16 protein-coding genes are annotated in these 12,701 nt (G+C 54.7%); 15 read left to right on the plus strand and 1 reads right to left on the minus strand.

Features of this window, described 5'->3' with window-relative positions:
* On the plus strand, positions 1–183 hold a 183-nt coding region (locus ACIQ47_RS11720), incomplete at its 5' end, for a hypothetical protein (protein WP_396438289.1).
* Here the strand turns inward: ACIQ47_RS11720 and ACIQ47_RS11725 are convergent.
* Entirely contained in the window at positions 168–626 is a 459-nt protein-coding gene (locus ACIQ47_RS11725) for a Fur family transcriptional regulator (protein WP_396438290.1), read from the minus strand. The two genes, ACIQ47_RS11720 and ACIQ47_RS11725, sit on opposite strands and share 16 nt — an antisense overlap.
* A 59-nt stretch (positions 627–685) precedes the next feature.
* Here ACIQ47_RS11725 and ACIQ47_RS11730 point away from each other — a divergent pair, with 59 nt between their 5' ends.
* From ACIQ47_RS11730 to ACIQ47_RS11795, 14 genes are all read left to right on the plus strand, one after another.
* Positions 686–1,927, plus strand: coding sequence for a GTP-binding protein (locus ACIQ47_RS11730; RefSeq protein ID WP_396438291.1), 1,242 nt, complete (start codon positions 686–688; stop codon positions 1,925–1,927).
* Positions 1,924–3,060: a hypothetical protein gene (locus ACIQ47_RS11735; RefSeq protein WP_396438292.1), complete on the plus strand. Its 1,137-nt coding sequence runs from the start codon at positions 1,924–1,926 to the stop codon at positions 3,058–3,060. The genes ACIQ47_RS11730 and ACIQ47_RS11735 overlap by 4 nt, the downstream gene beginning before the upstream one ends.
* 234 nt (positions 3,061–3,294) lie before the next feature.
* Positions 3,295–4,278 (plus strand): CobW family GTP-binding protein, encoded by a 984-nt coding sequence (locus ACIQ47_RS11740; RefSeq protein ID WP_396438293.1) that lies wholly within the window; start codon positions 3,295–3,297, stop codon positions 4,276–4,278.
* A complete protein-coding gene (folE, locus tag ACIQ47_RS11745; protein WP_396438294.1) occupies positions 4,275–4,874 on the plus strand; it encodes a GTP cyclohydrolase I FolE in 600 nt (199 codons plus the stop codon). Before ACIQ47_RS11740 ends, folE begins: the two co-directional genes overlap by 4 nt.
* Positions 4,867–5,337, plus strand: a complete 471-nt coding sequence (gene hisI / locus ACIQ47_RS11750) for a phosphoribosyl-AMP cyclohydrolase (RefSeq protein WP_396438295.1) — start codon at positions 4,867–4,869, stop codon at positions 5,335–5,337. Before folE ends, hisI begins: the two co-directional genes overlap by 8 nt.
* A gap of 14 nt (positions 5,338–5,351) precedes the next feature.
* Positions 5,352–5,912, plus strand: coding sequence for a carbonate dehydratase (locus ACIQ47_RS11755; protein ID WP_396438296.1), 561 nt, complete (start codon positions 5,352–5,354; stop codon positions 5,910–5,912).
* Positions 5,913–5,915: 3 nt separating this feature from the next.
* Entirely contained in the window at positions 5,916–7,850 is a 1,935-nt protein-coding gene (gene thrS, locus ACIQ47_RS11760) for a threonine--tRNA ligase (protein ID WP_396438297.1), read from the plus strand.
* The gene (locus ACIQ47_RS11765; protein ID WP_396438298.1) at positions 7,847–8,797 is read left to right on the plus strand and encodes a succinylglutamate desuccinylase/aspartoacylase family protein; all 951 of its coding nucleotides are present in this window, start codon (positions 7,847–7,849) and stop codon (positions 8,795–8,797) included. The genes thrS and ACIQ47_RS11765 overlap by 4 nt, the downstream gene beginning before the upstream one ends.
* Positions 8,794–9,558 carry a DUF1826 domain-containing protein gene (locus tag ACIQ47_RS11770; protein WP_396438299.1) on the plus strand — a complete coding sequence of 255 codons (765 nt, stop codon included), beginning with the start codon at positions 8,794–8,796 and terminating at the stop codon, positions 9,556–9,558. Before ACIQ47_RS11765 ends, ACIQ47_RS11770 begins: the two co-directional genes overlap by 4 nt.
* Positions 9,555–9,950: a DUF1636 family protein gene (locus ACIQ47_RS11775; protein WP_396438300.1), complete on the plus strand. Its 396-nt coding sequence runs from the start codon at positions 9,555–9,557 to the stop codon at positions 9,948–9,950. The genes ACIQ47_RS11770 and ACIQ47_RS11775 overlap by 4 nt, the downstream gene beginning before the upstream one ends.
* Positions 9,947–11,008, plus strand: a complete 1,062-nt coding sequence (locus tag ACIQ47_RS11780) for a homocysteine S-methyltransferase family protein (protein ID WP_396438301.1) — start codon at positions 9,947–9,949, stop codon at positions 11,006–11,008. The genes ACIQ47_RS11775 and ACIQ47_RS11780 overlap by 4 nt, the downstream gene beginning before the upstream one ends.
* A 204-nt stretch (positions 11,009–11,212) precedes the next feature.
* The gene (locus ACIQ47_RS11785; protein WP_396438302.1) at positions 11,213–11,974 is read left to right on the plus strand and encodes a ZIP family metal transporter; all 762 of its coding nucleotides are present in this window, start codon (positions 11,213–11,215) and stop codon (positions 11,972–11,974) included.
* A gap of 28 nt (positions 11,975–12,002) precedes the next feature.
* Positions 12,003–12,497 (plus strand): DUF2796 domain-containing protein, encoded by a 495-nt coding sequence (locus tag ACIQ47_RS11790; protein ID WP_396438303.1) that lies wholly within the window; start codon positions 12,003–12,005, stop codon positions 12,495–12,497.
* 5 nt (positions 12,498–12,502) lie between these two features.
* The coding region (locus ACIQ47_RS11795) for an ATP-binding cassette domain-containing protein (protein WP_396438304.1) at positions 12,503–12,701 on the plus strand (199 nt) is incomplete at its 3' end.

Below are 12,701 nucleotides of genomic sequence, written 5' to 3' on the forward strand. Positions count from 1 at the left end.
GATGACGACGAAAAACGTGTCAGCGGCGACCATTACTTCATTGGAAAGACATTCACGAACGGGGTTTTTTATAGCAACGACATTCCCTGCAAAACAGGTGGCGATCATGACAGTATTATCGTCTGGCATGGCCGCTTAGTTCGCGCTTGTGAAATAGCGATTTCAATTCACTCTGTTGTCTGACCCACGCAGGCACCACAGCGCCCGTACAAGATGATCTCGTGATCCTCCACCATGAATCCTGATGGAGCCAATTGGTCAAGATTTCCAGGACAAGTTGGCACATCAAATACCTTTTCGCAGCGACGACACTGAAAGTAGTGGTGATGGCCAGGATCATGTTCATGGCTGCCTATCTCGTAGCGCGGGTTTTGCCCTGGCAGTTGCACTTGTCGAATTGAACTGTCTTCAAGTAAAGACTTGATTTGTCGGTACACCGTGGCCAGCGACAGTTGTGGCACTGCTCTGGCAGCAATCTCCAAAATTTCTTGAGCAAGCAACGGGCGTCCTGCATGAGCGATCACCTCAAAGATCGCATGAAATTGTCGAGTTTTTCTTTCCATGCAGTTGCCATTTTTCCTTGTTGATAGGTAGATTTTTTCAAATCTGTAGGGGTATTGTGTCATCATCTTATTGAGAATACAATTGCAATAGCAACATTGACTTCGACCAAAGCTACATCTTTATGACTATCATTAAAGCGTCTCACTTGCCTGTGACCGTTCTTTCCGGATTCCTTGGCGCTGGCAAGACCACTCTGCTCAACCACATACTGGCCAACCGAGAAGGCCTGCGCGTAGCGGTCATCGTCAACGACATGAGTGAGGTCAACATCGATGCCTCATTGGTTGACAAACAAGCTGAAAACGCGGGCGCCGGTATTTCGCGGACTGAAGAAAAGCTAGTGGAGATGAGCAACGGTTGCATATGCTGCACGCTGCGTGAAGACCTGCTGCTGGAAGTGCGAAAACTGGCCGCAGAAGGCAGGTTTGATTATTTGTTGATCGAGTCCACCGGCATTGGTGAGCCCATGCCTGTCGCTGCCACCTTCGATTTTGAAGATGAAAATGGCAACTCCCTCAATGATGTAGCCAAAATCGACACCATGGTGACCGTGGTCGATGCTTTGAATTTGTTGCGCGACTACAGCAGCAAAGACTTATTGGCGCACCGTGGCGAAACCGCTGGCGATGATGACAACCGCAGTTTGGCCACCCTGTTGATGGAGCAAATTGAGTTTGCCGATGTGGTGGTCATCAATAAGATAGATTTGGTCGATGCTGCCCGAAAAATGGAAGTTGCAGGCGTCATCAAAGCCCTGAATCCAGTGGCAGAAATTGTGTATGCCGACCATGGGGCGATCCCCTTGAAAAAGATCTTGGGAACAGGCAAGTTTGACCTTGAACGCGCCAGTGCCATGCCGGGTTGGGCGCATGAGCTGGAAGGACGTCATACCCCTGAAACCGAGGCGTACGGCATCGACAGCTTTGTGCTGCGCAGCCATGAACCGCTGCACCCCCAGCGCTTTGCCAAATTTATGGAAATGCCATTCACGGGTTTGCTCAGAGCCAAGGGCTACACATGGCTGGCCAGCAGACCGCATTGGGTTGTCAATTTTTCTCGGGCAGGAAATGTGGCAACGCACGAGCCCATCGGACAGTGGTGGGCGTCTGTACCCATTGAACGTTGGCCAGTCAAAGGCACCTCGGCAAGGCAAGGAATTGAGAAGAATTGGCGCGAGCCTTACGGGGACCGCATCAATGAGGTGGTGTTTATTGGTACGCACATGGACCGATCCGCTATCGAAAAAGCATGGAAAGACATGCACCTGAACTTCACTGAAACGCGCAAGGGGATGAAAGGCTGGGGCACGCTGAAAGATCCTTTCCCATCTTGGGATCGCACAGAAGAATTGGTTAGAACATGATCACCCATTCCAAATTGGCAACAACAGACGCAATGCAGGCCGATGTAGATTTCTTTCATGAGGCTTTTGCCGATTGGCTTGCTGATCCCGACATCACAGTGGCCTGTGGACTTTGGAGTGATGGCGCGATCTTGGAACTCGTACCTGAAGGCCAAGCGAGTTTGCTGCCCGCTGCCTATGACGGATGCTTTACTGGCGTGAGAGAGTTGCGCCTGCCAAAGGCATCGCATCACATGCACATCGACTTCGGCCGAATCCATAAACTGTCATATGCAATTACGCCAAGTGTTTGTTTGGAGTTCAGACCTTCCTTTGAAATTCGATTTCTAATCGTAGGTCCTGGGGGCGCACCTACAAATAAATGGATGGTCTCCATGCTTCTGTCCCGGCCTTATACAGAAAATAAATTAGATACAAGTCAAATCCAAAAATTCCTCAATAGAGCAAAAAAACATAAGAGCTTGCGGCCTGATTTAGTTGAATTGTCTGTTGACGCACACGTTCAAAACAGTTCCATCGGCACAGAAATATTGACTCTCTTACCTCAAGCTTCAGTAGGCGTAGACAAGACACACGATTGGACCGCAGTCCTCGCTACCTGGATAACACCAGAGCCAGCAGCGCCATGGACGATTGAGCCACACTGTTTATTGCTTTTACACGAAGCGTTGGCACTCAAAGATGCTTCCCTTGTGATTTACCGTGAGAAGGCACTGATTGAGTTCAAAACTGAAAAGCTAGGGGGGTTACATCTGTATGAAGAAGATGGTCACACTTCTTGGCAAATTGGTGCACTCGATGATCATCATTGCCACTTGGCATTAGGGGCAGTCACCAAAGTTCTTTTTTCTGCTGAGCCTGTCAGTTGCCAAGGCGGCGGATTGAATTACACAGTCTGGTTTCTAACTTCAGGCCCCAGCGGGAACCCCTATCGACGCGATGGCTATTTTTCAGTCGTATTAAACAAGCCCTACGAAGGCGAGCAACCGCGACTTGAATTGATTGAGCCGGTCATAGATTTATATCGCCGTTTTAGTACAGAAGCATATGTTCTTGCCGATAGTGGATTCCTGCAAGTCATGTCTGATGGGCCACCTGGTCGATCAAGCGCAAGTTCAGCCAATCATGCCTAGAGTTAGTCAATCTGATGCACAAGTCCTGCTGCAAGCATTGGAGGAGCTCTTGCAACTGGACAGCAACCGTACAGATTCGCTGGCGCTTCAAACTGTAAGGCAACGATTGACTCTCAGACTTAAGCAATCTCGGACCCATTGCAAGAGCTTGTCTCAAAACCAAAAAAATCATCTTCCGTTCAATGCCAAAAAACGCGATCAGGTAACTGACTAAATTTTTTTAGAAATCCCATCATGACAAACCGTCTCATTCCCGTCACCATCCTTACAGGCTTCTTGGGCAGCGGTAAAACCACCTTGCTCAACTACATCCTGAAGCAACCCCATGGTCACCGTATTGCGGTGATTGAAAACGAGTTTGGCGAAGCTGGTATCGACAACGAACTATTAGTGCAAGACCAGGGCGAGCAAATCATTGAGATGAACAACGGCTGCATCTGCTGCACCGTGCGCGGCGACCTGGTGCGTATTCTGGGCGAGTTGGCTGCCAAGCGCACAGCCGGCACCGTGAAGTTTGACCGGGTGGTGATTGAAACCACCGGCCTGGCCGACCCGGCACCCGTGGCGCAAACCTTCTTTGTGGACGAAGACATCGTGCAGCACTACATGCTGGATGCCATCGTCACGCTGGTGGATGTCAAACATGCCCCGCAGCAACTCGACGAGCACCACGAAGCGCAAGAGCAGGTGGGCTTTGCAGACCGCATTCTGCTGACCAAGACTGATCTGGTGAGTGCTTCCGACGTGCAGGCGATGCGCCAGCGCCTGGTGCGCATGAACCCACGTGCCAGCATTGCCGAGTCGCGAAAAGGCGTGGCCGCGTTGAACGATGTGCTGGACATTCGGGGCTTTAACCTGAGCGCTATTTTGGAAATTGAGCCGGATTTTCTCTCGGACGTGACGCACGAGCATGACGACGACATCACCTCGTTCGTCTTTCGCGAAACCCGCCCGCTGGACATGGAAAAAATAGAAGACTTTTTAAGCGCCATCGTGCAGGTGCATGGTGCCAGTCTCATGCGCTACAAGGGCATTCTCCATATTGCGGGGGTTCCCAAGCGGGTCATTTTTCAGGGGGTGCACATGCTGATGGGCTCCGACCTGGGTGCTCCCTGGGCAAAAGGCGAATTGCGCGAGAGCAAGATGGTGTTCATCGGCAAAGACATGCCGCGCGAGGTGCTGGAAAAGGGCCTTTCACAAGCCGTGGTCAAAGCATGAAGGACAGCCCCGACATTGCTGAAGTTGAAGCAGCCGTGCGAACCCTATTGCGCTGGGCGGGTGATGACCCGGCGCGCGAGGGCTTGGTGGACACACCCAATAGGGTGGCACGCGCCTACCGCGAGTTTTTCTCGGGCTATGCGCAAGACCCACAGGCGGTGCTGTCTGCCACCTTTGAAGAAGCCGGTGACTACGACGACATGGTGCTGGTGCGCAACATCCGCTTTGAATCTCACTGCGAGCACCACTTGGTGCCCATCGTCGGGCTTGCCCACATTGCCTATCTGCCGGGTAAGCGCGTGGTGGGTTTAAGCAAGCTGGCGCGGGTGGTAGGCCTGTATGCCAAGCGCCTGCAGATTCAGGAGCGCTTGACCAGCCAGATCGCCGACACCATTTTTGATGCCCTGCAACCCCGCGGGCTCGCGGTGGTGATGGAAGCGCAGCACATGTGCATGACCACGCGCGGCGTGTACAAGCCTGGCTCCACCACCGTGACCCAGCGTTTGCTTGGCCTGTACAGCTCCGATGCACCGCTGCGCAAAGAAGTGCTGGCCGCGCTTCGATCGCCCCACACCAAAGAGCCATTTCATGCCTGAAGCAACAAGCCTATTCGCTGTACGCACCAGCATTGAACAAGTCGAGGAGAGTGCCGAGCTTGCACCCAAGTTTGATGCCGATGGTCTCATCACCTGTGTGACCACGCAAGCCGATACAGGAGAACTGTTGATGGTTGGCTACATGAATGCGCAGGCGCTGGAACGCACCATCAGCACGGGCGAAGCCTACTACTTCAGCCGCAGCCGCCAGGTGCTGTGGCACAAAGGAGCCACCAGCGGTTTAACCCAGCAAGTGGTCGAAATGCGCATTGACGATGACCAAGATGCCGTGTGGCTGCGTGTGCGCGTAGCGGGCAATGGTGCCAGTTGCCATGTGGGCTACCGCAGTTGCTTTTACCGGGCGGTTGATGTTCCCGGTGGTGTATTGCGGTTTGTAGAGACCTCCAAGACCTTTGACCCAGTTGCTGTGTACGGCAGCGTACCCAACCCTACCCAGCTTTAGGACGCATTCCTTAGATGATCAGAAAGAACCCCAGCGGCGACTTGCCGCAGATTCACCCGGATGCGTTTATCGATCCCACCGCCATTTTGTGCGGCAAAGTGGTAGTGCATGCCAATGTATTCATTGGCCCCTACGCGGTCATTCGTGCCGATGAAGTCAATGCAGCTGGCGAGATGGACCCCATCGTCATCGGCGCGCATTCGAACATTCAAGACGGCGTGGTCATCCACTCCAAATCTGGCGCAGCGGTGACGATAGGCGAGCGCACCTCCATTGCTCACCGCGCCATCGTGCATGGCCCTTGCACAGTTGGGGACGATGTGTTTATTGGCTTCAACAGCGTGCTGTTCAATTGCAACGTGGCCCAAGGTTGCGTGGTCCGCCACAACGCGGTGGTAGATGGCTGCGACCTGCCCGCAGGTTTCTATGTGCCATCCACACAGCGCATAGGCCCCCAAACCGACCTGAGCACCATACCCAAACTCACGGTGCAAGCTTCCGAGTTTTCCGAAGACGTAGCACGCACCAACAATGCGTTGGTGCTGGGCTACAAGCGTATCCAAAACGAGTTTTGATCCGTGAACACTGTTGTAAACGTCCTTGAAATCGCCATCACCCTGCCCGACGGCTCGGTGCGCCACTACCCCCACGGAACTACGGTGAGCGGAGTCGCGGCCTCCATCGGTACTGGGCTTGCCAAAGCCGCCCTTGCCGGGCGCGTCAACGGCGTGTTGGTCGATGCCTGTGATGCCATCACCTTCGACGCAACGGTGCAGATCATCACCGCCAAAGATGCTGATGGGGTGGACATCATCCGCCACTCATGCGCGCATCTGATGGGGCACGCCATCAAGCAGTTGTACCCGACTGCGCGCATGGTGATCGGTCCGGTTATCGCGGACGGCTTTTTCTACGATATCGCCTTTGATCGGCCGTTTACGCCCGCCGATATGGATGCAATAGAACAGCGCATGCGCGAATTAATTGCGCAAGACTACGCAGTCATCAAAAAAGTCACCGCCCGTGCGGATGCCATTGCGCTGTTTACCCAGCGCGCAGAAGAATACAAGCTGCGTCTGATTGACGACATGCCCAATGAAGCCGCAATGGGCCTGTACCACCACCAAGAGTATGTGGACATGTGCCGTGGCCCGCACGTGCCCAACACCCGATTCCTCAAAGCATTCAAGCTCACCAAGCTGGCTGGGGCCTATTGGCGTGGCGACGCCAAAAACGAACAGTTGCAGCGTGTCTACGGCACCGCATGGGCAGACCAGACTAGCCTGGACGCTAACCTGCTGCGCTTGGAAGAGGCGGAAAAGCGCGACCACCGAAAGCTCGGACGTGAGCTCGATTTATTCCACTTTCAAGAAGACGCACCGGGTGCCGTTTTCTGGCATCCACGGGGTTGGACGATTTTTCAGCAACTGATCAACTACATGCGGGCACGCCAAGAAAATGCGGGCTATGTGGAAGTGAACACGCCGGACGTGATGGACCGCAGCCTGTGGGAGATATCGGGGCATTGGGCCAACTACCGCGACCATATGTTCACCACCACCACGGAAGACAACCGGGTGTTCGCCCTGAAGCCGATGAACTGCCCAGGTGGTGTGTCGCTCTTCAAACATGGTCTCAAAAGCTACCGCGACCTACCGATTCGCATGGCGGAGTTTGGCAAGGTGCACCGCTACGAACCGTCGGGCGCACTGCACGGCTTGATGCGCGTGCGCCACTTCACCCAAGACGATGCGCATATTTTCTGCACCCCTGAACAAATGGATGCTGAGTGCCGTAATGTGGTGGCCTTGGTGCTGGACATTTATCGCCAGTTTGGTTTCCAGGACATCGCCATCAAGTTGTCCACCCGCCCGGTCAACCGCATGGGTGACGACGCGACCTGGGATGTGTTGGAGGGCGCGCTGTTGCAGGCGCTGCAAGACTTGGGTTTAGCCTATACGATCAATCTGGGCGAAGGTGCGTTTTACGGTCCCAAGCTGGAGTTTGTGCTGCGCGATGCCATTGGCCGCGACTGGCAGTGTGGCACCTTGCAGGTGGACATGAATCTGCCCGAGCGGTTTGATATCGACTACGTCGCCGACGACAGCAGCCGCAAACGCCCGGTCATGTTGCACCGCGCATTGTTTGGCTCGCTGGAGCGATTTACTGGCATTTTGCTGGAGCATTACGCCGGTAAATTGCCCGCCTGGCTGGCACCCGTGCAGGCCTGCGTGCTGTCCATCACCGAGCAGCACGGTGACTACGCCAAAGCCGTCACGCAAGCGCTGCGCCACGCCGGTATCCGTGCGGTCAGTGATGTGCGAAATGAAAAGATAGGCTACAAAATAAGAGAACAAACCTTGTTGCGGGTGCCCTACTTGGTGGTGGTCGGGGCCGAGGAAGTGACGAACGGCACGGTGACGCTGCGCGACCATGCGGGCGAAAACCTGGGCACGATGGCCTTGGCAGACGCGGCTCTGCTTTTAAAAGACCTCAACAAGTTGGCCGCATGATCCAGGTTCATCAATTTCTCGGGTTAAAACCAGGGCCGCGTTTGATCGTTTTGGGTGCAGTGCATGGGAATGAGACCTGCGGCACTGTTGCCATGCGGCGCTTGATTGAGGAACTGGGGAGCGGCAAGCTGCACATTAGCGCCGGCAGCTTGACGCTGGTGCCGGTGGCAAACCCACTGGCTTTCGCGCGTGGCCAGCGCGTGGGTGATCGCAACCTCAATCGCAACTTTCGACCCACCTTACACCCGCAAGATAACGAAGACCGTATTGCGAATGTCTTATGCCCCCTGCTGGCCAGTCACGACGTACTGTTAGACCTTCATTCGTTTCATACCGCAGGCGAGCCCTTTGCCATGCGCGGGCCTGGCAACAACTGCGGGACGCTTGAACCGTTTTCACTTGCAAATGAAGAGCACGCGCTGGCCGTGCGCTTGGGTGTGCGAAGAATCGTAGACGGTTGGATGGCAACCTATGCTACGGGCGTTGCTGAACGTCTGGCGCGCACACCACCGGCTAACCGCGCAGGTTTGCTCAGCGTTGACCCTTTTTATGGAATGGGGACGACCGAGTACATGCGCAGCCAAGGTGGCATTTCCATCACATTGGAATGCGGACAGCATGGTGACGCTTCAGCGCCTGAAGTGGCTTACCAGGCCATCCGAAATGCATTGGCACATTTGGGTTTGATAAAAGATACCGCACCACCCGCATGCCCCGAACCGGAGTACCTGCTTTTGACTCAGGTTGTAGACCGTATGCACACGGAAGATACTTTTGCTCGCCCATGGACCAGTTTTACGCCTGTGTCGCGAGGTGAAGTCATTGGTGTTCGCTTCGGAGGCGGTGCAGTGTTGGCTGAGCAAGATGGTTTTGTCGTATTCCCCAACCCACACGCCACTGTTGGCAATGAATGGTTCTATCTGGCCCAACTTTCTAAACCGACATGACATCCACTCACTCGAAAAGCGCCTATACCCGCGCCCAATTCCTGCCGGACTTGCTGAAAAAGTGCATTGTGGTGCGCGCCCAACCCGACGGTGCTGTTATGGGAGCACCGGATGTCTTGGAGTCGCTGTCGGTGGTCAGCATCGGGCACAGTGCCGATGTGCTGCGTGACATCGCCCGGCCAGGTGTTGAGCTGGCGGCTTGGCAGCGCAACCCAGACCCGGCATGGGCGCAGTGGCTGGCTGCGATGCCCGCTGCTGTATGGCCAGTTTGCCGGCTGGAGACGACACCCGACGATGCGGCCCGCGCGCTGGGCGCGCACTTCGACGCAAGCGGCACACCCTCTGGCGAGTCATGCGATGCATTCGTGGCCGACATCGCCGGCCTCGTTGACAAGTTCGCTGCGCTGGCCGCCACGCGCAGGGTACGGTTGCGGCTGGACGTCGTCACCGGCGACGACTGCTGCCGCTGGCACCGCGACTGCGTGCCGCTGCGGCTTATCTGCACTTACATAGGCCCGGGCACGCTATGGATTCCGCCCGCCTTGGTTGCTGCCGCGCTGGCGAAGCCCGACGACGATGCGCCGCAGGTTTTAGCCTTAGAAGCTGGTGACGTGGCCTTGTTCAAGGGTTGTGGCTGGCCGGGGCAAGGGCATGACGTTGGCGTCGTGCACCGCTCGCCCCGCATCGCCGGCACCGGCATCACCCGCTTGGTGCTGGTGCTGGATGCCGTCTGGCCCGCCATTCAGAAGATCCGAGCATGACCACCGAGATCCTCGTCTGCGTGCTCTGCCGCCCGCCCGAACTGCCGCGCGACCATCCTCGCCCTGGGCGCGCTCTGCTCGAAGCCATCGAAAACATTGCGCTGCGCGATGACCTGGCCTTTGCCATCCGCCCAGTGGACTGCATGAGCGGCTGCCGCCGCCACTGCACCGTGGCGTTGCAAGCCGCAGGCAAGAGCACCTACTTTTTCGGCGACCTGCCAGCCAACGAGACCAGCGCCGAGCAGGTGCTGGCTTGCGCCGCGCTGCACCAGGCCAGCAGCGACGGCTTCATGGCGCGAGAGGCGCGGCCCGATCGTCTTCGCGAAGGCATCCTGGCGCGGCTGCCTGCGCCATTTACCGTGTCGACCGCATCGACCGAGCTCCCAACATGACCCTTGCTATTTTTCCCTTAGATGCCCGCGTGAGGCCCGCGCGCCCGACCTATACCCGTGCGCAAGCCTTACCGGCGCTGCTGCGCCAACGCATCGTGCTGCTCGACGGCGCCATGGGCACGATGCTGCAGCAGCGCAAGCTTGATGAAGCTGCGTTCCGCGGCAGCCGATTTGCCGACCACCCGGTGCCGCTGAAGGGCAACAACGAGCTGCTCAACCTGACGCAGCCGCAGGTTGTTCTCGAGATCCACGAAGCTTACTTAGCGGCGGGTTCGGACATCGTCGAGACCAACACCTTCGGCGCCACCGGCATCGCCCAGGCCGACTACGGCCTGGCGCATCTGGCGCGCGAGATGAACATGCAGGCCGCAGCCCTGGCGCGCCAGGCCTGCGACCGCTTCAGCACGCCCGGCCACCCGCGCTTCGTGGCCGGTGCCATCGGCCCCACACCACGCACGGCCAGCATCAGCCCCGACGTCAATGACCCGGGCGCCCGCAACACCAGTTTCGAAGAGCTGCGCGCAGCCTACTTGGAACAAGTAGAGGGCTTGGTGGAGGGCGGTGCAGATGTTTTGTTGGTTGAAACCATCTTCGATACATTGAATGCAAAGGCCGCAGCGTTTGCAATAGAAGAGTTCTTTGAGGCCAGTGGTGAACGCTTGCCCGTGATGTTGAGTTGCACAGTGACGGATGCATCAGGTCGAGTTTTGAGTGGCCAGACCGTTGCTGGCTTTTGGCACAGCGTGCGCCACGTCCGGCCATTGTCAATTGGCCTGAACTGTGCCATGGGCGCAGCACTGATGCGCCCGTATTTACAAGAGCTGGCCTCTGTGGCGGGTGACACCTTTGTCAGTTGTTACCCCAATGCGGGCCTGCCCAACCCCATGAGTGAGACCGGATTTGATGAAACCCCGGAGGTGACATCACGGTTGTTGGGTGAATTCGCACGGGCTGGCTTGCTCAACATTGTGGGGGGCTGCTGCGGCACTACGCCGGAGCACATAGCAGCTATCTGCCATCGGGTGGAGTCTTGTTCGCCACGCAGGGTTAAGCCCTGAAGCGATCAGTCATGCGCTCATCTTCTGCCAAACACCAAAGTGATGTCATGAACCAGACCATTCGAGAGCCGGCAGTATTGAACAAGCACGTTGTGTGCAGCGATGACGCCGGGGCTTCCAGCCATTTATCGAGCCGATTTGTAAGTCGCACTTTGGCGACGCTGTCAAGCTTAAATGTTTTAACGAATTGATTGTGAAATATAAATGCCGTTGATTATTCAGATTTTACTTGCTTGCCTACTTGGAGGGTTGCTTAGTTTGCTTGCAGCTTTCTTGATTTTATATGGCCTTCCAAAAAAATGGCTAGCTTATGCTGTTAGCTTTTCAACAGGAGTCTTGCTCGGAACTTCTATGTTGCATTTACTACCGGAGGCATTGGGTTCAGGACTGTCACCCCAGGAAGTTTTCCCTGTATTGTTGGCTGGCATCTTAGGCTTCTTTGCTTTGGAAAAACTTTCGATCTGGCGTCATTCCCATCATCATGAAGATGACGGTCAAATGAATACAAAATCTGTTGCAACTACATCGGGACACCATCACGGCGACGCTGGCGTTGTGGGTATTTTGATTGGTGACGGGTTTCATAATTTTACGGATGGCGTTCTCATTGCAGCAGCTTTTTTAACCGATCCAGCATTGGGCTGGGCGACAACTCTGGCTGTAATTGCACACGAAATTCCCCAAGAAGCGGGCGATTTTGCTATTTTGCTAGCCGCTGGTTGGGAGCGCAAAAAGGCTTTATTTTGGAATGGCATTTCTAGTTTGGCATCAGTAGCCGGCGGGGTCATAGCTTACTTTTCGCTCGAACATACCGAAAATTGGATTCCTTATGTTGTGATTGTTGCAGCTTCGAGTTTTATTTATATTGCGATTGCCGATTTGCTACCTAGACTGAAATTTCAATTTCAAGGACTAGGTTGGCATTCATTGCACCTTTTGATGGGTGTTGCCGTTACATTGCTTTGAGAAAATTACATGATTTTGGAGAAACCAGATGAAAAAAATTATTTTTACTTTTCTGATCTTGATGGTTATTGGCTCTTTCGCCCATGCCCATGGAAAAAAACATGTACATGGCGAGGGTCGACTCAATGTCACCATAGATAAGGACAATCTGACCTTGAGCCTAGAGCTACCATTGGATGCAGCTGTCGGCTTCGAGCAAAAGCCGAAAAATGGAAAAGAAAAGATTGCACTAGATGCCGCAGAAAAAACTTTACAGGAAGCTGGAACCTTATGGGTCATTAATTCAACTGCAGGATGCCAACTTTTAACAGCACAAGTGGGCCTACCTAAATTTGATGGTGATCACGCAGATATTGATGCAAATTACACTTACCGATGCAGCAATCCTGCAGACCTTAAGACAGTTGAGACTGCCCTCTTCAAATCATTTAAAAGACTTTATCGAATTGAAGTCCAGCACGTTGGCCCTAAAAGTCAAGGCGCTACGCGATTGACCCCTAAGAATCCTGTTTTGCGTTGGTAATAGTTATGGCCGTTTTTTCTGGACTCACAATTGAACTTAACGATTTGGAGTTTCGTTGGCCAGGACAAAATGTGCATTGCATCCACATTTCTAGATTCACGATTTCAACTGGAGAAAGAATTTTTTTGTACGGTCCTTCTGGAGGAGGAAAAAGCACATTACTTAGCTTGCTTGGGGGTGTCGCGCTACCACAACAAGGTACCA

It is taken from the genome of Limnohabitans sp., from assembly GCF_044373035.1.
Lineage (GTDB): Bacteria > Pseudomonadota > Gammaproteobacteria > Burkholderiales > Burkholderiaceae_C > Limnohabitans_A.

Bases quoted from the DNA above. Each gene is read 5' to 3' on its own strand.
- ACIQ47_RS11725 (WP_396438290.1), bottom strand. From the start codon at position 626: ATGACACAATACCCCTACAGATTTGAAAAAATCTACCTATCAACAAGG.
- ACIQ47_RS11730 (WP_396438291.1), top strand. From the start codon at position 686: ATGACTATCATTAAAGCGTCTCACTTGCCTGTGACCGTTCTTTCCGGA.
- ACIQ47_RS11735 (WP_396438292.1), top strand. From the start codon at position 1,924: ATGATCACCCATTCCAAATTGGCAACAACAGACGCAATGCAGGCCGAT.
- ACIQ47_RS11740 (WP_396438293.1), top strand. From the start codon at position 3,295: ATGACAAACCGTCTCATTCCCGTCACCATCCTTACAGGCTTCTTGGGC.
- folE (WP_396438294.1), top strand. From the start codon at position 4,275: ATGAAGGACAGCCCCGACATTGCTGAAGTTGAAGCAGCCGTGCGAACC.
- hisI (WP_396438295.1), top strand. From the start codon at position 4,867: ATGCCTGAAGCAACAAGCCTATTCGCTGTACGCACCAGCATTGAACAA.
- ACIQ47_RS11755 (WP_396438296.1), top strand. From the start codon at position 5,352: ATGATCAGAAAGAACCCCAGCGGCGACTTGCCGCAGATTCACCCGGAT.
- ACIQ47_RS11765 (WP_396438298.1), top strand. From the start codon at position 7,847: ATGATCCAGGTTCATCAATTTCTCGGGTTAAAACCAGGGCCGCGTTTG.
- ACIQ47_RS11770 (WP_396438299.1), top strand. From the start codon at position 8,794: ATGACATCCACTCACTCGAAAAGCGCCTATACCCGCGCCCAATTCCTG.
- ACIQ47_RS11775 (WP_396438300.1), top strand. From the start codon at position 9,555: ATGACCACCGAGATCCTCGTCTGCGTGCTCTGCCGCCCGCCCGAACTG.
- ACIQ47_RS11780 (WP_396438301.1), top strand. From the start codon at position 9,947: ATGACCCTTGCTATTTTTCCCTTAGATGCCCGCGTGAGGCCCGCGCGC.
- ACIQ47_RS11785 (WP_396438302.1), top strand. From the start codon at position 11,213: ATGCCGTTGATTATTCAGATTTTACTTGCTTGCCTACTTGGAGGGTTG.
- ACIQ47_RS11790 (WP_396438303.1), top strand. From the start codon at position 12,003: ATGAAAAAAATTATTTTTACTTTTCTGATCTTGATGGTTATTGGCTCT.